Source organism: Spiroplasma endosymbiont of Labia minor (assembly GCF_964019845.1).
GTDB lineage: Bacteria > Bacillota_I > Bacilli_A > Mycoplasmatales > Mycoplasmataceae.
On sequence record NZ_OZ026465.1, the window covers coordinates 262233 to 285258 of the forward strand.

At 26.9% G+C, this 23026-nt stretch carries 26 protein-coding genes and 1 riboswitch; of the genes, 24 read left to right on the forward strand and 2 right to left on the reverse strand.

Features of this window, described 5'->3' with window-relative positions:
* Positions 1 to 4 precede the first annotated feature (4 nt).
* The gene (rpmB, locus tag AACK85_RS01320; protein ID WP_338970316.1) at positions 5 to 202 is read right to left on the reverse strand and encodes a 50S ribosomal protein L28; all 198 of its coding nucleotides are present in this window, start codon (positions 200 to 202) and stop codon (positions 5 to 7) included.
* Between the two features lie 175 nt (positions 203 to 377).
* On the opposite strand from rpmB, the gene AACK85_RS01325 reads away from it, so the two are divergent.
* From AACK85_RS01325 to phoU, 11 genes are all read left to right on the forward strand, one after another.
* On the forward strand, positions 378 to 710 hold the full coding sequence (locus AACK85_RS01325) for an Asp23/Gls24 family envelope stress response protein (RefSeq protein ID WP_338970319.1): 333 nt from the start codon (positions 378 to 380) through the stop codon (positions 708 to 710).
* Positions 711 to 830: 120 nt separating this feature from the next.
* On the forward strand, positions 831 to 2480 hold the full coding sequence (locus AACK85_RS01330; protein WP_338970322.1) for a DAK2 domain-containing protein: 1650 nt from the start codon (positions 831 to 833) through the stop codon (positions 2478 to 2480).
* 42 nt (positions 2481 to 2522) lie between these two features.
* Positions 2523 to 2720 carry a hypothetical protein gene (locus AACK85_RS01335; RefSeq protein ID WP_338970325.1) on the forward strand — a complete coding sequence of 66 codons (198 nt, stop codon included), beginning with the start codon at positions 2523 to 2525 and terminating at the stop codon, positions 2718 to 2720.
* Between the two features lie 92 nt (positions 2721 to 2812).
* Entirely contained in the window at positions 2813 to 3331 is a 519-nt protein-coding gene (locus AACK85_RS01340) for a hypothetical protein (protein WP_338970328.1), read from the forward strand.
* Positions 3332 to 3413: 82 nt separating this feature from the next.
* Positions 3414 to 4424, forward strand: a complete 1011-nt coding sequence (gene plsX, locus AACK85_RS01345; RefSeq protein WP_338970331.1) for a phosphate acyltransferase PlsX — start codon at positions 3414 to 3416, stop codon at positions 4422 to 4424.
* 12 nt (positions 4425 to 4436) lie between these two features.
* Entirely contained in the window at positions 4437 to 5186 is a 750-nt protein-coding gene (gene rnc / locus AACK85_RS01350) for a ribonuclease III (RefSeq protein WP_338970333.1), read from the forward strand.
* Between the two features lie 94 nt (positions 5187 to 5280).
* On the forward strand, positions 5281 to 8223 hold the full coding sequence (locus AACK85_RS01355) for an AAA family ATPase (protein WP_338970336.1): 2943 nt from the start codon (positions 5281 to 5283) through the stop codon (positions 8221 to 8223).
* A gap of 42 nt (positions 8224 to 8265) precedes the next feature.
* On the forward strand, positions 8266 to 9330 hold the full coding sequence (gene ptsS / locus AACK85_RS01360; protein ID WP_338970339.1) for a phosphate ABC transporter substrate-binding protein: 1065 nt from the start codon (positions 8266 to 8268) through the stop codon (positions 9328 to 9330).
* A gap of 24 nt (positions 9331 to 9354) precedes the next feature.
* A complete protein-coding gene (gene pstA / locus AACK85_RS01365) occupies positions 9355 to 11460 on the forward strand; it encodes a phosphate ABC transporter permease PstA (RefSeq protein ID WP_338970342.1) in 2106 nt (701 codons plus the stop codon).
* A complete protein-coding gene (gene pstB, locus AACK85_RS01370) occupies positions 11450 to 12301 on the forward strand; it encodes a phosphate ABC transporter ATP-binding protein PstB (RefSeq protein WP_338970345.1) in 852 nt (283 codons plus the stop codon). Before pstA ends, pstB begins: the two co-directional genes overlap by 11 nt.
* Before the next feature lie 16 nt (positions 12302 to 12317).
* Positions 12318 to 13019, forward strand: coding sequence for a phosphate signaling complex protein PhoU (phoU, locus tag AACK85_RS01375; protein WP_338970348.1), 702 nt, complete (start codon positions 12318 to 12320; stop codon positions 13017 to 13019).
* A gap of 13 nt (positions 13020 to 13032) precedes the next feature.
* Here the strand turns inward: phoU and AACK85_RS01380 are convergent, their stop codons facing one another.
* Positions 13033 to 13950 carry a hypothetical protein gene (locus AACK85_RS01380; RefSeq protein ID WP_338970351.1) on the reverse strand — a complete coding sequence of 306 codons (918 nt, stop codon included), beginning with the start codon at positions 13948 to 13950 and terminating at the stop codon, positions 13033 to 13035.
* A gap of 55 nt (positions 13951 to 14005) precedes the next feature.
* On the opposite strand from AACK85_RS01380, the gene ftsY reads away from it, so the two are divergent.
* The 13 genes from ftsY (at position 14006) to AACK85_RS01445 (ending at position 23026) form a co-directional block, all read left to right on the forward strand.
* A complete protein-coding gene (gene ftsY / locus AACK85_RS01385) occupies positions 14006 to 14995 on the forward strand; it encodes a signal recognition particle-docking protein FtsY (protein WP_338970353.1) in 990 nt (329 codons plus the stop codon).
* Positions 14995 to 15318: a YlxM family DNA-binding protein gene (gene ylxM, locus AACK85_RS01390; RefSeq protein WP_338970356.1), complete on the forward strand. Its 324-nt coding sequence runs from the start codon at positions 14995 to 14997 to the stop codon at positions 15316 to 15318. Before ftsY ends, ylxM begins: the two co-directional genes overlap by 1 nt.
* On the forward strand, positions 15318 to 16106 hold the full coding sequence (locus AACK85_RS01395) for a TIGR00282 family metallophosphoesterase (RefSeq protein WP_338970359.1): 789 nt from the start codon (positions 15318 to 15320) through the stop codon (positions 16104 to 16106). Before ylxM ends, AACK85_RS01395 begins: the two co-directional genes overlap by 1 nt.
* A gap of 20 nt (positions 16107 to 16126) precedes the next feature.
* Positions 16127 to 17089, forward strand: a complete 963-nt coding sequence (locus tag AACK85_RS01400) for an alpha/beta hydrolase (protein WP_338970362.1) — start codon at positions 16127 to 16129, stop codon at positions 17087 to 17089.
* A 29-nt stretch (positions 17090 to 17118) separates the two neighbouring features.
* Positions 17119 to 17224, forward strand: a riboswitch (SAM riboswitch).
* A gap of 75 nt (positions 17225 to 17299) precedes the next feature.
* Positions 17300 to 18481 carry a methionine adenosyltransferase gene (metK, locus tag AACK85_RS01405; RefSeq protein ID WP_338970364.1) on the forward strand — a complete coding sequence of 394 codons (1182 nt, stop codon included), beginning with the start codon at positions 17300 to 17302 and terminating at the stop codon, positions 18479 to 18481.
* Positions 18459 to 19130, forward strand: coding sequence for a copper homeostasis protein CutC (locus AACK85_RS01410; RefSeq protein WP_338970366.1), 672 nt, complete (start codon positions 18459 to 18461; stop codon positions 19128 to 19130). Before metK ends, AACK85_RS01410 begins: the two co-directional genes overlap by 23 nt.
* Before the next feature lie 193 nt (positions 19131 to 19323).
* Complete coding sequence (gene infC, locus AACK85_RS01415; RefSeq protein ID WP_338970368.1) at positions 19324 to 19881, forward strand: translation initiation factor IF-3; 558 nt, start codon at positions 19324 to 19326, stop codon at positions 19879 to 19881.
* A gap of 32 nt (positions 19882 to 19913) precedes the next feature.
* Positions 19914 to 20108 (forward strand): 50S ribosomal protein L35, encoded by a 195-nt coding sequence (gene rpmI / locus AACK85_RS01420; protein WP_338970371.1) that lies wholly within the window; start codon positions 19914 to 19916, stop codon positions 20106 to 20108.
* Positions 20109 to 20127: 19 nt separating this feature from the next.
* Positions 20128 to 20484: a 50S ribosomal protein L20 gene (rplT, locus tag AACK85_RS01425; protein WP_338970372.1), complete on the forward strand. Its 357-nt coding sequence runs from the start codon at positions 20128 to 20130 to the stop codon at positions 20482 to 20484.
* Positions 20485 to 20551: 67 nt separating this feature from the next.
* Entirely contained in the window at positions 20552 to 21058 is a 507-nt protein-coding gene (locus tag AACK85_RS01430; RefSeq protein ID WP_338970375.1) for a methylated-DNA--[protein]-cysteine S-methyltransferase, read from the forward strand.
* A 14-nt stretch (positions 21059 to 21072) separates the two neighbouring features.
* Complete coding sequence (locus AACK85_RS01435) at positions 21073 to 21429, forward strand: hypothetical protein (RefSeq protein ID WP_338970377.1); 357 nt, start codon at positions 21073 to 21075, stop codon at positions 21427 to 21429.
* Between the two features lie 69 nt (positions 21430 to 21498).
* Positions 21499 to 22302, forward strand: a complete 804-nt coding sequence (locus AACK85_RS01440; protein ID WP_338970379.1) for an ABC transporter ATP-binding protein — start codon at positions 21499 to 21501, stop codon at positions 22300 to 22302.
* Complete coding sequence (locus AACK85_RS01445) at positions 22253 to 23026, forward strand: hypothetical protein (RefSeq protein ID WP_338970381.1); 774 nt, start codon at positions 22253 to 22255, stop codon at positions 23024 to 23026. The genes AACK85_RS01440 and AACK85_RS01445 overlap by 50 nt, the downstream gene beginning before the upstream one ends.

Genomic DNA, 23026 nt, shown 5'->3' on the forward strand with positions numbered 1-23026 from the left:
TTAATTAAACTGTTTGTGAACGTTTATTTAAGGTTCTTAAAGTACGAGCAGATACACGTACTGTTTCAATATTACCTTTTTCATTCATTATTTGAACTTTTTGTAAATTTAAATTTCATTTACGTTTTGTAGTATTTAACGCGTGTGATCTTTTATTACCAGTCATTGGACCTTTACCTGTAATTGCATCTTTTCTTGCCATGCTTTTTCACCTCACAACTCAATTATAATAAATTAAATTTAGTTGTAATGCAATAGTTTTAAGTTATTTTATTTTTAAATAAGTTTAAAATATCAGTAAAAAATTTTAATCTGGACTTGTTATCAGTATAAATTTTGTTATATAATAAATAGTGTATGTTAGGTCGGTGAATAGAGTGACAAATAAAATAACACAAAAAGTTTACGATTCTATACGTGAAGCTGTAGTTACAGTTCCTGGAGTAATATCATTTGTTGAATTTAATAAAGATGAAAATTCTGTTGAAGTTGTAAAAACAACAGACACGTATAAAGCAATTGAAGTTGCTTACACCGATGGGATGTATAGAATACGAATTCATGTTATGTTAATAGTTGGCGTTAATATTCCAGATGTATTAATTGAAATTCAAGTTAGAGTTAAATACGAATTGGAAAGACAGTCTGGATTTAGTGAAAATTATTTAGTAGATGTAGTAATAGATAAACTGGAATCATTAAGTGTTTAAATTTATACTGATTTTTTAGTATTGTTTTTATTGTGTATCAAATTAATAACTCAATGTATTTAAATATTAGATTTTAAATACATTTTCATCAATGTAAAATAGCAAGGTGAGAGATGGAAAATGGAAAATATAAAAATACTTACAAGCATGATTAATTCAGGTGCAAATTTACTTTATAATAATTATCCACATATAGATAAATTGAATGTTTTTCCTGTTCCGGATGGTGATACAGGAACTAATATGAATTTGACTATTACAAATGGAATCAACAGTCTTTTAGAAACTAATTCTACTTCTATTGGTGATTTGATGCAAAAATTTGCTCGTGGTTTAATAATGGGTGCTCGTGGTAATTCGGGAGTTATTTTTTCACAAATTATAAAAGGATTTTCAAAAGGTTTAACAGATGCAGAAGAATTATCAGTTGTAAATTGAAAAAAAGCTTTAAATGAAGGTAAACAAATTGCATATGCTGCAGTTATGAAACCAGTTGAAGGAACAATTTTAACAGTTATTCGTGAAACTGCAGATCAAGCAAATCAATTACCAAATGATACTCCAATAAAAGAATTTTGAAATAAAATTATTGAATTTGCAAATATTTCACTAGAAAATACACCAAATCTATTACAAGCATTAAAAGATGTAGGTGTTGTTGACTCAGGTGGATTTGGATTAGTTAAATTTTTGGAAGGTATGAATAATTATATTCAACATGGTAAAGTAATACCAAAAACTAAAAAATTGGAAACTAATGAAGGCCAAAATATTGAGATGAATATTGAAGATGGCGAATTTGGTTATTGTACAGAAGCTATAGTTATGCTAATGTCAGAGTGAATTGATAAATTAGATGTAAATATAACTAAACAAACTTTTGAATCTTATGGAAATACTTCAATTGTTGCAGTTAAAGATGACGATATTTTAAAAATTCATACCCATGCATTAACTCCGGGTCAAATTTTAACTTATTTACAACAATTTGGTGATTTTAAAACAATTAAAATCGAAAACATGTCTTTACAAGCGGATAAACAAGTTAAAGGTGGAAATCCAGGAATTAAAACACAACATAGTCAAATTCATTCTGAACGTAAATTGGTAAATAACATGGCTTTAATTGGTGTTACATCTTCAAAAGCAATGCAAGAATATTTTAAAAATGAATTAAATTTTGATTATGTAATTGATGGTGGTTCAAAAATGAATCCGTCAACATCAGATTTTCTAAAAGCAATTGAATATGTGGATGCAAAAACAGTGTTTATATTCCCAAACAATAGTAATGTAATTTTAGCCGCAAAACAGGCAAAAGATTTAGAAAAAAAATCAAGAGTTATAGTTATTCCTTCAAAAACAATTCCACAAGGTATGACTTCAATGCTTGCATACGATCCTTCAGAGACATTCAAAAAAAATGAATCTATAATGAATAGAGCTTTAAAAAATGTTATTTCTTTATCTATTTCTACAGCATCAAAAGATTCAGAAACAGATGGAATTAAAATCAAAGAGGGACAATATATTGCTATTGTTGATAAAAAAATTACTTTGGCTACAAAAAAAATGATGGATATTTTTGAAAAATCATTAGGCAAATTAATCACATCTAAAACAGAAATTGTTACTATTTTTATTGGTGAATCTGCATCTGTCCAAGATGTCAATGATTTACGAAAATTCATTGATGAAAATTTCGATATTGAATATGAAATGGTAGAATCTGGACAAAAAATATATGAATTTATTATTGGAATAGAATAATTTTTATAAATTTAAAATTTTATAGATAGGAGGCTGTATTCTATGGCTAAAATGGAACAATGCTGTCCTGGTGGAGCACATGATTGTCATACTTGCAGAGTCTGTTCTGGTGCAGCATTTGGATGTAAAAGTTGTTTAAAATGTATTTCATGTCCAACTTGCATTGAGGGGAAATGTGTTATGTGTAAAAATGGTTCCCCACGTCAAAAAGCTAACGCTGCAAAATATGGTAAAAAATAAATCGTAAAATTTATTTTTTTGTTGGCTTTAGATTTTTAAAATAAGGCCTTAAAAATATGGTATAATTACAATAATAATGATAGGGTGATATAATGAATAATCAACAACCACTAAATAATCCGTTTATGCAAAATATCCAAACACCAGATCAAGCATTTGCACACGTGCAAAATCCGTTTCAAGCTGTAAATTTAAATAAGTTTAATATTAGATCTGATTTAGCTGCACAACCAACATTTAATCAATCATTGACACAACAACCACTAAATAATCAAACAATACAGATGAATAATTTTCAACAAACTAATCCTTATTCTTTTATGCAAAATGGAATCTCAAATGCAAATTTAAATTCTGGCAATCTTTCTTATTTGTTGGTACCAAAAGGATTCGGTATGCTTTCACAATTTCAAAATTCTGCTTTTAAAGTACCAGTTATAGATAAAACTTCACAATTTAATAACATTGGTTTTGATAATAATCATTTTGGTGATTTTAAAGATGATTATTTATTTAATGAAAATGAATCAATTGCAAATTCTTATAAAGCATCAATTTTATCTAATGTAAATTTTGTTGATGCATTTGATTTTGATGATACAAAAATTTAGAGTATAATTAAATTGCGGCATTATTTGTCGCTATTTTATTTAAATTTTATAATAATATAATAAATGATTAGGAGATTATAATATGATTAATATCGCATTTGATGTTATGGGATCGGATAACGGCTTAGTACCAGCAATTAATGCTGCATTAGAGTTTTTAAACAAAAAGAAAGATTTAAAAATCTTGCTTGTAGGTTATGAAGACCAAATTTCTGTACAATTAAAAAAATATAAAAAAATACCAAGTGATAGAATAGAAATAATTAATGCTTCACAAGTTATAGAAATGAACGAAGGAATTTTAGAAATAAGAAGAAAAAAAGATTCATCTATGGTTAAAGCTTTAGAACTTGTAAAAGAAAAAAAAGCAGATGCAATGGTTACTGGTGGTTCTACTCCTGCATTTATAGCAGGGGCGCATTTTATTATTGGTGAAATAAACGGAATTAGTCGACCTGCTTTTATGCCAACGATACCCACAATAATTGACAAAAAAATAGTCCTTTTACTTGATGTTGGCGCAAATGCAGAAAACAGTCCAGAAGATTTACAAGCGTTTGCAATAATGGCAAATATATATTCTCAGCAAATACACGGTATTGAAAAACCTAAAATTGCTTTAGTTAACATTGGTGAGGAAAAATCAAAAGGTCTAACTTTGCAAAAAGACACATACAAATTATTGACAGAGGATAAAAATATTAATTTTATTGGGAATGTAGAACCAAGATATTTAACAAATGGCGAAGCTGATATATTTGTAACAGATGGATTTTCGGGAAATTTAGTTTTGAAAACAGCCGAAGGTATGGCTAGAAATTTAATGGTTGAAATTAAAAATTCTGTTACAAAAAATTTTTTTAGAAAACTCGCAGCTTTATCTTTAAAAAAAGCATTTAAAGAAGTTGCAAACAAATTTGATTATAAAAATCATGCAGGTGCAATTTTATTAGGAATAGATGGGATTGTTTTTAAATCTCATGGCTCTTCTGATATACAATCATTTGAGGCAACATTGCGAATGACATATGATGCTGTCAAAAACGATGTTGTAAGTAAATTAAAACAACAATTTAATAAAATAGAACAATAGTGAGAAAGAAAAATGACAATTCTAACCTTTTTAGAAAAATTCAACATAAAACCAAATAATATTAAAATATTTGAAGAGGCTTTAACTCATAATTCATATTTTAATGAACATCGTGCTAAATATTTAGAAGAATTTTCTAAATTTAAATCAAATTCTGATTTTGAAAAATCTGAATTTGTATTTAATTACCAAAGATTAGAATTTTTAGGTGATGCAGTTTTGCAAATATATATTTCAGATTTTTTATATAAAAAATATGCATACAAAGATCAAGGTTTTTTAACAAAAACAAGATCTGATTTAGTAAGAGAAGAATCATTAGCATATGTAGCCAAAAAAATTGGTTTAGGTAAAATAATTAGATTTGGAACCGGCGAATTAAATGCGAAAGGTTATGAAAAACCATCTATTTTATCAGATATTTATGAATCATTTACAGCAGCTATTTATTTAGACCAAAATCAAAATATTTTAAAAAATTGAATTGAAAGTACGCTTATAAAAATAGGTGAAACCTCTGAATTCAATGAATTGATTCATGATTATAAATCAGAATTGCAAGAATACATTCAATCTGGTGCAAAGAGAGATTTGAAATATGAAGTTATAGATACACATATAGAAGAAAAAACCAAAAAAACAGTTTTTAGAGTTCAAGTTAAATTAGACAATATGGTTTTTGGTGAAGGAAACGATTTTAACAAACAAGAAGCCGAAAGACAAGCTGCCAAATTAGCATTGTCTAAATTACGTTTGGAATAAACATTAAAAGAGTAGATAAATTTTGTAATTTAAGCTTTTTTTGATATTATACATTTGTTATATATGATAGATTGAATTCAAAAGGAAGATAAATATGTTGTTTTTAAAACGAATGGAAGCGTTTGGATTTAAATCCTTTGCAGAACCCACAAAATTGGATTTTAACTATGAAATGACTGGTATAGTAGGTCCAAATGGTTCTGGTAAATCAAATATTACAGATGCAATAAGATGAGCTTTAGGTGAACAATCTTCAAAATCATTAAGAGGAAATAATATGGATGACATTGTTTTTTCTGGTTCTGAATCTTATTCGTCTTTAAATGTAGCAGAAGTTAAATTAATTTTTGATAATAGTAAAAAAACATTTAATACTTTAGAATTTAGTGAAGTGGAAGTAACGCGAAGATTTTATAAACAAACAAAGGAATCTGAATTTTTTATAAATAAAGTAAGAGTTAGATTAAAAGATATTCAAGATATTGCTTTAGAGACTGGTTTAACTAAATCTTCTCTTGCAATTATTTCTCAGGGTTCTGTAAATTCTTTTGTTGAAGCTAAACCAGAAGAAAGAAGAGAATTATTTGACGAAGCAGCTGGCGTGTCTATTTATAAACGAAGAAAACTAGATGCACAAAGAAAACTTTTGAGATCACAACAAAATTTGGATCGATTAAATGATATTGTAAATGAAATTGAAAGAAAATTACCATCATTAAAAAGACAATCAAATAAAGCTACAATTTTTAATGAAAAATCTGAGAAATTGAAATCTATAGAAGTAGCTTTTTTGGTTAAAGATATGCATGCTTATAAACAAATTTTAATTTCCTTGCAAGCAGAATTGATGTCTTTTTCGACAATCAATTCAGATTTGAAAAAAACATTAGTTGTTAATCAAAATGAAATTTCATCTTTGCAAAATAAAATTAAAGAATATGAACAATCAATTTCAAAATTAAATTCAAAATTTACAAAAATAGTTCAAGAAATAGCAGATTTAAAAATTAGAAAAATATCATTGGAAAACAAACATTCAAATATAAATTCATCTGATATTGATAAAAAAACAGCAGATTTAGTTACTGATTTTAATGAAAAAAATATTAATCTGAAACTTGAACAAGAAAAAATGATTAATCAACGTGAAGAATATAATAAATTACAGGAAAATAATCAAAATATCTTAAAAGAATTGGAAGATACTCAAATAAATGTTGGTGTTGTTCAAAGAAAAATTGTTAGAATTGAATCTAAAATTGAAACTTTCAATCATAGAAAAAAAACTAATGAAGGATTACACAGTGGTGTTAAGTTAATTATTGATAATTTACAAGTATTGCCAGGTGTTGAGGGTATAGTAAAAGATTTAATGACAGTAAATTCAAAATACGAGGTTGCAATTTCATCACAACTTGGCGGCGCATTGCAAAACATAATTATGAATTCTACAAAAGAAACAGAATTTGCTTCAGAATTTTTGAAAAAAAATAATGCGGGAACAGCTACATTTTTGCCTATTGACAATTTAATACCAAATTATATATCAAAAGATCAAAAAATTATTATTCAAAATGCCAATGGTTTTATTTCGTTTGCAAACGAATTGGTAAATGTAAATAAAAAATATGAGATAGTTATAGACTATTTACTAGCAAATATTATTATTGTGGATAATTTTGCAAATGCACATAATTTACAAAAATTGACAAAATCTAAATTTGGAATAGTTACAATTGATGGAGAGAGATTTTTACCAAGAGGAGCAATTATTGGTGGTAAACGAAAAGAAAGAAACGTTTTTTTAAATGATGCTAGTGTTATTGAAAAATTGGAAACAGATTTAACTGCAGAAACAGAAATTGAAAAAACATTACTGAGTAAAATTTCAGATTTAAAATCAACAGATCAAATTAGATATGAACAAATGTCTGAATTACAATCTGCAATTGGGGCAACGAGAGCTTCGGTAGAAATTTTACAAAAAGAAATTGTAGAAATTAAAGATGAATTTAAACTTTTATCTGGAAAAGAAATTGATTCAAATAAAGAATATCAAAAATTTGATGAACAAATTGCTCAGTTAATTTCGAATTTGGCTAAAACTGAAATGGAAAAAGATAATATACAACAAGAATTAAATGTCTCAACAAATTTGAAAGATAAAACTATTGCAAAATTAAATGAATTGAACGGTAAGTTTAATGAACAAAGAATTATTAATGATGAAACAAATGAAAAATTAACTCAAATTAAATTAGATTCTGCAAGACTTGAAGAAAAAATAATTCAGGCAAATTATAGATTAACACAGAATTATAATTTAACATTGGAAACAGCTGAACAAATGCAGCATCCTGAATTTTCAGATGAAGAAGAAACTAGAGAACAAATAAAAAAATTACATCAAGAAATTCAACAATTAGGTAATGTTAATATAGAAGCAATAGAAGAATATAGAGAAGAACAATTACGATTTGACTCTTTGCAAGAACAAATAAATGATGTTGTAAATTCTATTAAAAATTTGGAATCTGTAATGACCAATATGGATAAAGAAATGCTTATTAAATTTAAAAGTATGATTAATGAAGTTAATAAAGTTTTACCAAATACATTTTCAGCCTTATTTGGCGGTGGAACTGCAAAAATTATTTATACTGATACAGAAAATATTTTGGAATCAGGCATAGATATTAAAATTTCTCCACCAGGAAAAAAAATCTATAATTTAAATTTACTATCTGGTGGAGAAAAATCTATGGTAGCTCTTTCTGTGCTTTTTTCAATTTTAAAAGTATCGCCATTACCATTAGTCATTTTAGATGAAGTTGAAGCCCCGTTAGATCCTGTTAATGTTGAAAGATTTGCAAAATATTTAAAACAATTTACGAACAACACTCAATTTTTAATTGTAACTCATAGGCCTGGAACAATGGAAAACTGTGATATTTTATATGGTGTTACTATGCAACAAAAAGGGGTTACAAAAATTTTGAATGTAAAATTGAATGATGCAGTTTCAACATTAAATTAAAAATTATTATTTGTTTTAAAATTTTTAAAACAGGAGGAAATTATGTCCAAAAAACTTAGCATTTCATTAATAATTATTGTAATTATATTGAGTGGTTTATGAATTTGAACTTTAGCAATTCCAAAAGGAGCAATAATGCTTGGAGGTTCTACGTCTGTAAACCCAATAATGCAATCTTTAACTTCTGAATATAAAAGAGATAAAAATTTAGAATTTATTTATAATTCAACAGGGTCTAGAGCAGGTGTTGTTGGTGTTACAAGTAATATTTATTCAGCTGGTTTCATTTCAAAAGAAACTGACAATAGTACACTTAGTGGTACATCAGCAGAATGATCAGGTTCAGGAAAAGTTACTGATGAATATATTATTACAAAAACTCTAAATTCGGTTAATATTTTACCTGGTTATTATAGTTTTCAATTTGGAATAGATGCTTTGATACTTTTTTATAATCAACCAAATGGATGAAATGATAGACTATCGGATGCACTTAATTTTGAGTTAACGGGTGATGCATTGCCTGATGCTCTGCAGACAGATATATTAAAAAATATATATGATGCAAGTTATAATTGAAAAAAATTAGCAAATGATTTATATGTCATGCAACAAAAATCGCCACCACTTACCCCTCCAATAACAGAGGAAGATGTAAATAATGTTCAAGCAACATCTATTTTGCCAATATCTAGAGAAGACGGCTCTGGAACTAGAGATGCATTTTCTTCATTAACTGGCGTTACTGAAGTTACAAATGCAAATATAGTTTCTTCGAATGGTCAAATGCTGTCACAGATAAAATCTAATGTTGGATCTTTTGGCTATATTTCTTATGCCTTTATTTCATCAATTAGGGATAATTTAAAAATGGCAAGTATTGAGGGTGAAAGATTAGATCCAGATGACCTTCAACACAATAAAAATATTATTGAAACAGCAGATTACAAATTGCAAAGACCATTTACAGCATTATTTGAACCGGAAACAAAAAATTTTGCAAAATTACGCGACTTTTTTGTCTGACTAATGTCTGATGATAGTGCAAACGAAAGTTTTGTAAATGAAGGAATTATTAAAAAATTTATTTTAACGGGAAGACCATAATAGATTGATGGAGAAATTTTAAAAATGATAATAAATAAAAATTTAATTGAAACATCAAACGAAAATCAATTTACTCCGGTAAAAATGCCAAAGACAAAAATTTCAAAAATAGATGCAACAAACAAGTGAACTATTGTTTTAATTGCAAGTATAGTTTTGGTTTTACTCGCAATTATTATCGCCTTTATTATTTATAAATCTGTCAATATATTTCAAGAATACGGTTTTTTAAAATTTATTTTTGGCACAGTTTGAGATCCATCTTCAAATGAATATGGTATTTTTAAGACAATTTTAAGCACGATTATGATGTTAATTATGGCCCTTTTATTTGCAGTTCCGTTGACATTATTTTCAAGTCTATTTATAACAGAATATTTAAAAGGTAGAATGAAAAAACTAGTTGTTAATTCTATTCATTTGCTAGCTGGAATTCCATCTGTAGTGTTTGGTCTTTTTGCAATTAATCAAATTGGTCCTATTTTTAAAGCGATGGGCGCAGCATCGGCTTCAAATATGATGACAGCTTCTGTAACATTAGCATTTATGTCATTGCCTACAATGATTTCTTTGTCTATTTCCGGAATTTCAAGCGTACCTGATGGATATAGATTTGCTTCATTAGGATTGGGTTTGACAAAAGAACACACTACCTTTTCAATAATTAGAAAAGCGGCTACATCAAAAGTTGTTTCAGCTATTATTATGGGAATGGCTAGAATTATAGGTGAGACTATGGCTGTTATTTTAATAGCTGGTAATTCAACATCTGGTTTAGACACATCTCACGGTTTTATGGATTTCTTTTTTTCATCAATTAGAACCTTGGCTGGTACAATCGGTCTAGAAATGCTTGAAAATAGAAGTCAAACACATGAATCTGCATTATATGCAATAGGATTGGTGTTATTTTTTATTGTTATTTTAATCAATTTAGTTATTTTATTATTATCAAAACAAAAAAAACAAAAAATAAAAGGAAAAACTAAAAAATTATTTGTAAAACATGAATATGATAATTATGATCTTACAGTTATTGTTAAAACGCATGCACAAAGAAGAGGCATGAAAGAGCTAGAATCATCATTGGCATTATTTTTTATGATTTCATCAACTTTAATAGTTATTGCTTTTACATTTTGAGTTTTACTTGTAGTGATTTTAAAAGGATTAATTGGTTTTGCATTTGCCAATTTCATTTCAATTGAAGGACAAAGTTCTGGTATTTTTGCCACAATGATTACTACCTTTTTATTAATTGCCTCAACTGCAGTTATTGCAATACCTGTTTCATTAATAGTTTCAATATTTTTATGAGGATATTCAAATCCAAAATCATGATTTACAAAAACTATTAGATTTGCAATTTCTGTTTTATCATCAACCCCATCAATAGTTTATGGTGTTTTCGGTCTGACTGTTTTTATTATTTTAATGAAATTACCTATGTCAATCTTTGCTTCTTCATTAACGATGACTTTAGTTATCATCCCAACTTTAGTAACTTCATTTGAAGATGCACTTGATGGTGTACCATCATCATATGTAGAAGCCTCTGTTGGGCTTGGAATGAGTAAAACCAGGACTATTTGATTAATAGTTGTGCCATCTGCAATGAGAGATTTAGTTACTGGCGTTATTTTAGCTATTGCTAGAATAATAGGTGAATCTGCACCTGTATATTTAACTTTAGGAACTGCTGTTAGAATGCCGGTTGAAGGCTTTTTAGCCTCAGGGGCTACCTTAGCCACTGAAATTTATATGTTGGCTTCTGAGGGTTCTTCTACTGAAACTTTAAATTTGGCATATATGATGTCAATGATAACTATAGTTATTGTTGTCTTATTAAATTGATTAAGTCATTCTTTATCGATTAGATTGAATCCACTTTATCATAAACAATCATTTAAACAAAAATGGTCTTATCGAATAAAAAAAATTAATGAATTTAGTTTAAAAAAATGATTTATAAAAATAGGAACATCTATAAAATCAAGATTTAAAATTTTATGAGATAAAATTTCACCACAAGCTATTAAACTACATAATGCAAAAATTAAAAAAGAAAATAGAGTTTTAAAAGAAATATATAGAAAAAATAAAAGGGGAGAGCAATATCATGACAACTAAAACAGAATTTGAAATTGATGATACTAAAACATTAGACCCGCAGAAAAATTTTAAACCAAAAAGAATTCCGTTAAAAGATCGTCCTATTGTTGTTTCTGTTGAAAATTTTAATTTCTATTATGATAATGGAGAGAAACATGCTCTAAAAAATATTAATTTAAAAATAAAAGAAAAGACTATTACTGCGTTTATTGGACCATCCGGATGTGGAAAATCTACATTACTTAGATCTATAAATAGAATGAATGATTTAATCGAACGTGTTTCGGTTTCTGGAGTTATAAATGTTTCGGATCAAAACATTTTTCAATCCGGAACTGATGTTTCAAAATTAAGAACAGAAGTTGGCATGGTATTTCAAAAGGCAAATCCTTTTCCGATGTCAATTTATGATAATGTAGCTTATGGGCCAAAATCTGTTGGAGTTAAAGATAAAAACATTTTAAGTCAACTTGTAGAAGATTCATTAAAAAAAGCAGCCCTTTGAGAGGATGTAAAAAATAATTTACGTGATTCAGCATTGGGATTATCAGGTGGTCAACAACAACGTTTATGTATTGCAAGAGCAATTGCTATGAGGCCTAAAATATTATTAATGGATGAACCGACATCTGCTTTAGATCCAATAGCAACTTTAAAAATTGAAGAGTTAATGTTAAAACTTAAAGAAGAATATACTATAATATTAGTGACGCATTCAATGGCGCAAGCCACTAGAGTCTCGGATGAAACAGCATTTTTCCTTTCAGGAGAATTAATCGAATTTGATCGCACAAAAAAAATATTTACAAACCCCAAAGATAAAAGAACAGAAGATTATATTTCTGGTCGTTTTGGATAGAAGGAGATAGTCTAATATGTCATATAATAAAATACTAGATAATGATATTGATTCTATCAAAAGAGAAATACTTGCAATGATAGAAGCTACAAAATCTCAATATGCAAGAACTTTTGAAGTAATTAAAAATCAATCTGATGAATTAGCAAAAAAAGTAATTGCAGATGATAAAAAAATTAATGATTTACAAAATTCTTTTACCAATATGGCTTTATGAAAAATAGCAAAACAACAAATGGTGGCTGGAGATTTGAGATTAGCTGTTGGTGCAATTTTAATTTCTAGAGAAATAGAAAGAATTGCAGACTATGCAAAATCTATTTGTAAATTCTTTGTAAAATATAAACCTGAACAAAAAGCTTTGGGCTATGTTTCAAAAATGTTTGATTTAGTTACACAAATGTTAAATAGTATTTTAACAATGTTTGAAAATTTTGATGTCATTAAACCAGAAAATCTTTTTGATTTAGAAGCAAAATTAAATATGTCATTTAATGAATTAAATAATGAAATAATATCAGTGGCTGAATCAAATTCTGAATTTAAATCAGTTGAAAATTTATTTATGACTTTGAGACAATTGAAAAATCTGGAAAGAGCAGGTGATCATATTGTATCTGTTGAAGAAGTATTGCGCTTCATTAAAACTGGTAAATTTGAGGATATAGAATTAGCAGATCAAAATGTTCAAGTTGATAAAATAAAAAATGAAAATTAATATTTTCATTTTTTTAGTTTAACTGTATTTCATAATTATTATTTTCCATATAAATATAATCTTGTTTTATAGTAATTTTTTTTGTTTCTAGATTATATTTAAAATTATCATTTACAAAATAATTATCAACAGAAACTTTTTGTGAACATAATGTAAATAATTTATTAATCACTTCATTTTCATCTGTGCTATTTATGTCATTAAAACTATCTGCATTAATTGAACTTAAATCATATCGTAACGGTCATGCAAAACTTTTATTATTGAAAAGTATTAGTATTGAAATTGCACTCAAAATATTATTTTCAAAATTAGTATTATCTGATGTTATTGAAATACCTGAACTAAAAGTGAATTTTGATGATAAATTTTCATTATTAAAATCCAATATTTTATTTAATTCATTTTCAAAATTAGTTTGTGGAAATGCTTTTTTTCATGCTTCATCTGATCATTTTTCAGAAAACAATAAATAATTTTCTGAAAGTCAAGATGTTAATATTTCATCATCTGTTGAAGAAATAATTGAATCTTGTAGTGTAAAATTAAAATCTATTGCAAAGTCTATTGTTGCATTAATATAAATAGTAATTCTACCATGGTATAAATTTTCTTTATCTGGCAAAGAGAATAAACCATATTCACCTGATGATAAATATTGAGAAGATAAATTAGCCGGTAATTTTTTTAAAAATTCTTGCATGAACAAATTAGAATTGTTGTTTTCATTTCCATTTATAATATCTTCTAAAATTGTTTCTTGATTAATTGATTCTGTTCTATTGTATTCAAAATCAATGCCATTAAAATTTTCTTTTTTTAAATATTCTTTTCAATCAATTATTTTTGCTGTGTTACTACAAGAAATTGCATTAGCCGAAAAAGCTCCTACAATTAAAAACGATAAAATAGATGTCAATATTCTTTTCATTCTTTACCTTCATTCGTTTTTATTATATCATAATAAAAGATTAGGAGACATCTGTATGGGATTTTGAGCAAATTTAAAGGCCAGAACAACTGCAAAAAAAGAAGAGAAACAGAAAAAGGCAATGATTAAATCTTCGCTTACTTTTTCAAAGGAATTAAAAAAATTATCAAAAAAATATAAAAAAATGGATTCTGATTTCTTTGAAGATTTAGAAAATGTTTTAATTCAAACTGACATGGGTATGAAAATGGTTTTAGAAATTTCAAATTCAGTACAAAAAAAAGTTAAAAAAAATTCATCATTTGATGAAATCAAAGAAATTTTAATAGAGGAATTGTATAATTCATATGCAGATTCTGGTAAATTTAACAGTCAACTAAATTATAAGGATGGAAGATTAAATATTTTCATGGTGGTTGGTGTTAATGGTACTGGTAAAACTACAAGTTTAGCAAAAATTGCAAATTATTATGCAAAACAAGGTAAAAAAGTTTTAATTGCAGCTGCGGATACATTTAGGGCTGGTGCGACAGAACAACTTCAAGAATGAGTTGATAAAAGATTAAGCGGAGTAGATTTAGTTAAAGGGCAGAAATCAAATCAAGATCCAGCCTCGGTTGTGTTTGATTCAATAAAAGTTGCTGTTGAAAAAAAATACGATTTATTACTAATAGATACGGCAGGAAGACTTCAAAATAAACAAAACTTAATGCAGGAACTTGCAAAAATGCACGGAATTATTCAACGCACAGTTAAAGATGCTCCACATGAAAGATTGCTAGTTATTGATGCAACAACAGGTCAAAACGGGGTTCAACAAGCAAAAGCTTTTTCAGAAGTAACAAATGTAACTGGGATTATTTTAACAAAAATGGATGGAACATCTAAAGGTGGGATTGCGCTTTCTATAAAAGATCAGTTGAATATTCCAGTAAAAATGATTGGAATAGGTGAACAACTAGATGATTTAGAAGAGTTTAGTATAGATGACTATGTGTATGGTCTAGCGGTTGATTTTATGGAAGACGAAGTTGTAGAAGAATAATGGCGAATATTGAATTGCAAAAAAATATGAATTTAATAGTTTTATATGATTTATATAAAAATATGTTAACTGTTAAACAACAAAAATATTTTGAATATTATTATTTTGAAGATTTCACCTTACAAGAAATTGCAAATGAATTTAACGTAACTCGTGCAGCAATATTTGATAGTATTATAAAAACTCAACAAATAATAGAAAATCTTGAAAATAAACTGAATGTTAAATCAAATTATGAAAAAATTCGAGTATTACTTACTAAATATGCAGAAAAACACGGCAAAGATGAAGATATAGAAAAAATTCTAGAGGTTATTTCATAATGAAAATTTTAATGATTGGGGATATCTTTGGAAAACCCGGAAGAGAAATTATTAATCAAGAATTAGCAAACATCAAATCAATGCATGAAATAGATTTCATAATTGCAAATGGAGAAAATGCAACTCATGGAAAATCTATTTCAAAAAAACATTATTTAGAATTAAAAAAAGCTGGAGTTGATGTGGTAACTTCGGGAAATCACATTTTTAAATTAAAAGAAGTTGAACAATATATCAAAGAAGAGACAGATTTATTAAGACCAAATAATATGTCAAAAAATTTACCTGGTCAAGGTTTTGTTTTGAAAAAAATGAATTCTAAAACAATTTTGACTATTAATTTAATGGGGCGAAGTTTTATGGATTTGTGTGATTCACCTTATGATTCATTAGATGAAATTTTAAAAAATAATAAGGCAGATATAATTTTGGTTGATTTTCACGCAGAGGCAACCGCTGAAAAGAAAGCTTTTGCATATAATTATGATGGTCAAATAACAGCGCTTGTGGGAACACATACGCATGTACAAACTGCAGATGAACAGATTCTTCCACAAGGAACATTTTATATAACAGATTTAGGAATGACTGGAAATTTAGATTCTGTCATTGGTGTTTCACCAGATGAAGTAATTATAAAAGAAAAGACAGGATTACCTGTTAAATTTGTTCCTTTGAATGGTGAACCTACACTTTGCGGAGTAATTCTTACTATAAATGACAAAAATAAGGTAATAAAATTTGAAAGAATTCAATTTAAAAATCATAATGAATTAATAAAAAAATAGAAGTTGGAGAATTATAAATTGTGGAATTAGTAGAAGTTGTGTCCATTTTTGGAATAATCATTGCAATAATAATATTTTCAATGCTATTGACTATAATTTTTGTTAAGATTATCAAATTCAATTCTTTGAATTTTAATCCTTTGAGAAGTCAATTGGGTGAATTGATAGACAATAAATTTTTTATGTCATCTGATAATTATAAATTGAAATGATATGGTGCAATAACAAAACAATCAAAAGTAATTGTTTTATGTATACATGATTTATTAACAACTGGTGAATGATTTAAGGAGCTTTTTATTAATGTTATTTCAAATGATATAGATGTTGTTTCGTGAGATCAGAGAGGCTTGAATAAAAACAAGGAAGAATTGTATCCAAATTTTGGAGCTAATTTATGTGATCTAAATGAAATAATTGATTGAATCGAAGAAAGATATCCTGCAAAAAAAATTGTTTTATTAGGAGAAGGTATTGGTGCCAATTTAGCAATTCTTGCGCAAAAAAAACATAAAATAAATGGAATAATACTGTCATCGATTATTACAAAAAATGGATATACCACGAATGCAAAAAATAGACATTTAATTGCAAAAGGAATGTTTTTAAGTTCCAACATTAAAATCAAAAAGCAAGAAGATGGCTATGATGTTATTACAGATAAAACTTTTGCAAAAAAAATTAATGAATATTATTTTAATAATAATTCATTATCAGTAAGAGAATATTTTCAAATTAAATTTTTGAAGAATTCATCTTATAGAAATGCAGATTTAATAAAAACAAATGATTTAAAAGGCTTAATTTTAATACCACAAAATGATATTTATTTTGATGATAATAAAATGACAAAAATAGCTTCAAAATCTGGCTTGACAGATAATGTCATTATTTATCCAAAATTAAAACATTTTCTATTTAATGAGCCGGATAATAAAAAAGTTTTCCAAGATATTTTAAAATTTTTGGAACAGTTTTTATAAATAGTGTAGAATTACAAAAGAAACTAAATAGCTTATTCAGAACTAGGAAGAGACAAAACTCAATGAACTAGTGGCAACCTGTAATCGTGGTGCCAAATGATGGGAAATATTTTGCAATTTTTCCAACAATAAGTATGAATGACGCATATTTTGGTTATGCGTTTTTTTATACGCAAAAATGCTATATAGTAAAGGAAAAAATTATAAAATATGCAAGATAAAATATTGTTTACATCAGAATCAGTGTCAGAAGGTCATCCAGATAAAATTTGTGATCAAATATCTGATGCAATACTAGATGAAATTTTGAAACAAGACGAAAATGCTCATGTTGCTTGTGAGTGTTTTATCACCACCAATTTTTTATTAATTGGTGGTGAAATAAGTAGTCATGCAAAAGTTGATTATGAAAAAATAGCGAGAAATGTTTTAAGAGAAATTGGTTACACAGATAATTCTTGAGGAATTGATGCAAATACATGCGAAATCGAAATTAAAATTAACGAACAATCTGTCGATATAAATCAGGGCGTTAAATTATCAAATAACGAAATTGGTGCAGGAGATCAAGGAATAATATTTGGTTTTGCTACAAATGAAACTTATAATTACATGCCACTTCCTATTTCTATTGCACACGATCTTGTTTATACAGCGTCAAAATTAAGAAAAAATAATCAATTTAAGTGAGCAAGACCTGATATGAAATCGCAAGTTACAATAGATTATACTGATGCTGCCAATCCAGTTATAGATACAATTCTAATGTCCATTCAACATGACCCAAACTTTGATGAAGATGAATTTATGTCATTTGTTAAAAATGATGTTATGAAAAAAGTTGCAGAAAAACATAAAATGAATACAGATTTTAAAATATTATTAAATCCAACTGGAAGATTTGTTATTGGTGGTCCACAAGGCGATACTGGTTTAACTGGTAGAAAAATAATTGTAGATACTTATGGGGGAACTGCAAGACATGGTGGTGGGGCTTTTTCTGGTAAAGATGCAACGAAAGTAGATAGATCAGCTGCTTATATGGCTAGATATGCTGCAAAAAATTTAGTTGCAGCAGGTTATGCAGAAAAAATAGAAATGCAATTAAGTTACGCAATTGGAATTGCAAAACCTATTTCTATTTTTGTTGAAACTTTTAATTCGGAATTAGTCAATAAGAATTTGATTTATTTGGCAATTAATAATTTTTTTGATTTTAGTGTTGGTGGAATAATAAACAAATTAATGCTTAAAAAACCTGTTTTTTTCAAAACATCAAAATATGGTCATTTTGGTAAAGACCAAGAATTTCATTGGGAAAAGCTTAATGAATTTAGTAAATTAGTTGAATTTAAGGAGAAACACGTAAATGTTACTAGAAGTGATAGCTAAAGATGAAAAAGATGTTGAATTGATAAATAAATCTAATGCATCTAGAATAGAATTTTGTCACAATTTAAATGTTGGTGGATTAACACCAGATTATAAAAGTATTAGTAAAGTGATGGATGAAACAGAAAAGCCTATCAATATAATGATTAGACCAACTGCAAGAGATTTTGTTTATACAGATGAAGAGTTTAATCAAATGATAGAAGATATTAAGTTTATAAAAACTACAAAAGCTAATGGAATTGTTATTGGAATTTTGAATGTAGATAATACAATAGATTTTGATAGAATGAATATTGTATGTAAAACTGCACAAGGATTGGACATTACTTTTCATAAGGCATTTGATTTAGTTGTAGATAAAATGAAGGGAATTTCAATTTTAGAAAAACTTGGTGTAAAAAGTGTACTTACATCTTATGGTGAAAATATAGTTGAAAATATAGACAAATTATATGAATTAATGCAAGAGGCAAACGAACTAAATATCATTGCTGGTGGTGGAATTAATTTTTCAAATGTAAAAAAAATAAAACCAAATGTTGATGAAATTCATGTTGGTACCGCTGTTAGGCAAAATAATTCATTTGATGATCCAGTTTCGATCGATTTGATTAATGAAATGAAAAAATTAATAGATGAAAATTAATTTAAATATTTAAATTATTCTTGCATGTTTGTAATTGCTATGTTAGTATATAAAAAGTTTAAAGAAGAAGCACTTGCTCACCGCTATGTATAAGAAACGGTTACTTAATTATTTTTTTAATTTGTAAGTAATTTTGTTAAAGTGTGCAGTTTTCTCTAAACAGCACACTTTTTAAATATCATGGAGGAAAAGAATGTCGCAAAACAATAGCAATGGAAATAGTAACAATCGATCACGAAAAGATGATGAACAACCAATTAATGGTGCAATCAGAGCAAGAAATATATTAATTATCGGCCAAGATGGTACAAAAATAGGTCCTTTAACAAAAAGAGAGGCATTGGAATATTCGGAATCTTTAAATTTAGATTTAGTTCAAGTCGGACAACAAGATCGAGATACAGTTATTGCAAAAATTCTTGATTATGGTAAATATAAATACGAACAAAAACGTAAACAAAAAGAAAATAAAAAAAACCAAGTTAAAACTGAAAATAAAGAAATAAGATTAACTGTTGGTATCGGAGAACATGATTTAGATACAAAAGCTAAAAAAGCAAGAGAATTTTTATTGAGTGGAGACAGAGTTAAAATTTCATTAAAATTCAAAGGTAGAGAGATTGTTCATCAAGAATTTGGTAAGAGAACTATTGAAAATTTTTATGCAAAAATAGAAGATGTTGCTAAAATTGAAAAAGAGGCAAAATTAAATACTAGATTTTTAGATATGTATGTAATACCTAGGAAATAATAAAATGTATTTAAATATTGGGGGTAAAAATTATGGCAAAAATGAAAACAAAAAGCGCATTAGCTAAACGAGTAAGAAAAAATGCATCTGGTTCGTTAAAACGAGGACATGCTTATCGTTCGCATTTGGCGCAAAATAAAACTACTAAACAAAAACGACATTTGAAAAAATCATTTTTCATTGATAAAACAGATATGAAACGTTTAAAAGGTTTACTACAAAAATAGTTTCAGGGGGGATTGTAAAATGGCTAGAGTTAAATTCGGAAAAGTAACAAGAGCACGTAGAAAACGTTGAATTAAACGTGCAAAAGGTTATTACGGAACTAAACATACAAACTTTAAAAAAGCACGTGAACAAGTAATTCGTTCAATGGCTTATGCTTTTGTTGGACGTAAAGAAAGAAAACGTGATTTTAGAAAATTGTGAATTGTTCGTATTAATGCAGCAGTTAGAAATTATGATTTAAGTTATTCTAAATTTATGAATGGTTTAAACAAGGCTGGTGTTGAAATTAATAGAAAAATGTTATCAGAATTAGCAATTCACGAACCACAACAATTTGAACTTTTAGTAAATACAGCTAAAAAAAATTTGAAATAAAGACCACCTTTGAATAGGTGGTTTTATAAATTATAAGAGTATAATTCTAATGTGGGAGTTGATGATAGTGCAAATAGATTTTTTATGTGTACCAATATTTGAACAGAAAGTTATAGTTGGATTTTTGCAAGATAAAATATGTTTTGTTTCAACACTTAATGAAAATGAAAATTCAATTAAAAAATATTTTAAAAATAGAAATGCTAAAATAGTGCAATCATCTAAAAATCCAAAATTTTACACTGAATTATTTCAAAATATAATTTTAGGCAAAAAAACTATTGATTGAAATGAATTAAAATTAGATGGAACTGAATTTCAACTTAAAGTTTGACACGAATTATGAAAATTTAATAATTTAAATTGCTTAATGTATTATTCAGATTTCGCAAAACATATAAATCATCCAAAAGCAACTAGAGCAGTAGCTCACGTAATAGGGTTAAATCCGATTTTAATTTTGATACCATGTCATCGTGTAGTATCAAAAAATGAAACCGTTTCTTATAGAAATAATGATATTTTTATGAAAAAATGACTACAAAATAAGGAAAATATTTTAAGTTTAAATTAGGAGATTAAATTAGTATGGCAAAAATAACAGGTGATGAAATAGTTTTCACACCAGAAGAAGAAACAAAGGCTTGAGAAAATGCGGTTGCATTGGAAAATAAAGAACCAGACGAAATGAAAATGTGTTGAATTTGTAAATTTTATATGATTTATAAAGATAAATATTCGGAAACCGGAGATATTTTCAATTGAGCAATAGATTTAATAAATGCTAAAAAAAAACCATTAGATTTGAATTCAGACAATTTAATTGCTGTGCACTATAATTGTATTAATTTAAGGCAAAAAACTAATGCTACTAAGCTTTTGACAAAAATAAAATTAGTTAAATGAAAATTTGACGAAGATTTTTATTCAAGTGATTCAGATTAATAAATCATATTATTTATAATTTATAAATAATTGAGTATAATTATTTAAGATGAGGGATTTTGACATATTATGGAAAATGATAACAAAGATTATTATATTAAAGTTGAAAATGTATGTAAATTTTATAAAAATATTCCAGTCATTAAGAATGCAAATTTAACAATTAGATCTGGAGACAGAATAGGAATAGTAGGTCCTAACGGTGCTGGGAAAACAACATTTGTAGAAACGCTTGCCCAATTAAGACCGTATGAATCTGGAAGTATAGATAGAATTTATGGAATTAAAGTTGGTATGCAATTGCAAGGATCAAAATATCCTAGAGGTTTTTCTCCATGAAATCTTGTGAAATATTATTTAAAAACTTTTAAAATAAAAATATCAACAAAAGAATTAAAAAATTTATTTTATAGATTGTCTTTAGAAACTATGTTGTATAAAGATATTTCTAAAATGTCAGGTGGACAACAGCAAAGAGTTGATCTTTTATTAGCTTTATGTTATAGACCAGATATTCTAATTTTAGATGAATTATCAACAGGATTAGATATTGATATTAAACAAAATGTACATAAATTAATTGAAGATTTTTTACAAGAAGAAAATAAAGCATTAGTTTTAATTTCTCATAATTTAGAAGAAATTCAAATGTATTGTAATAGAATTTTATTTATAAATAATGGAGAAATTATTTTAGATAAAACAACAAAAGAAATTTTAGAGGAGACTAAAACAGTTGAAGAATATGTGCATCTAAAATTTAAAGAATATAATATTGGTCAATATAGAATGAGTGCAAAATCTACAATAGAGGAGAAATCAAATGAAAAATGAGAAATTGAGTGAAACAATTATATTAAAAAAACAAAATAATAATCAAATGTTCTCAAATTCAAATATTTTATTAAAACCATTATTGGAATTAATTTTTAATTATGTAAAACGTAATTGATTTTCAACATTATGGGGTATCATAATTTTTCCATTAGCATTTGGCGCATTATCCACTTTTGTTTCTGGTTCAACCAATGAATTGGCATGACGAATTGCTGGTGCAACAGTTAATTTTTCAGCAGCAGCAACATGTTCTGCAATGGTTTTTATTGCTATTTTTTTTGAAATTAAGGCTTCTGTTATATACAAAAGAATTGGTCTTACTGGTCTTACAAAATTTGGGGCAATATTTTCTTTAATTATTATTAATTTTATTATGTGTGTTATAGCGCAAATTATAGCAATGTTGTTTACATATATTTTAGGAATCTCAGTATTTGGATTTAATGCTACAAGTTTCTTTTCACCATTTTTATTATTATTTTTCTTTGCGGGTATGATTTCATCAATCGGAATTATGTGTCTATCTATATGAATGTCATCATACGGAACAACAAGAGTTATTCAAGGTTTGATATCTTTTTTCTTACAAATTTTATTTACGATGCCATCATGATTAATGGCATCATATATTTCAATATTAATTTATGAATCTGGAGAATTGATGGCTTATATTGTTGGCGCGTCTATACTGTGATTTTTTATAATTCTGGTATTATTGTTTGGTTGATTGGCTATAAAAACATTTAAATGAGAAAATTAA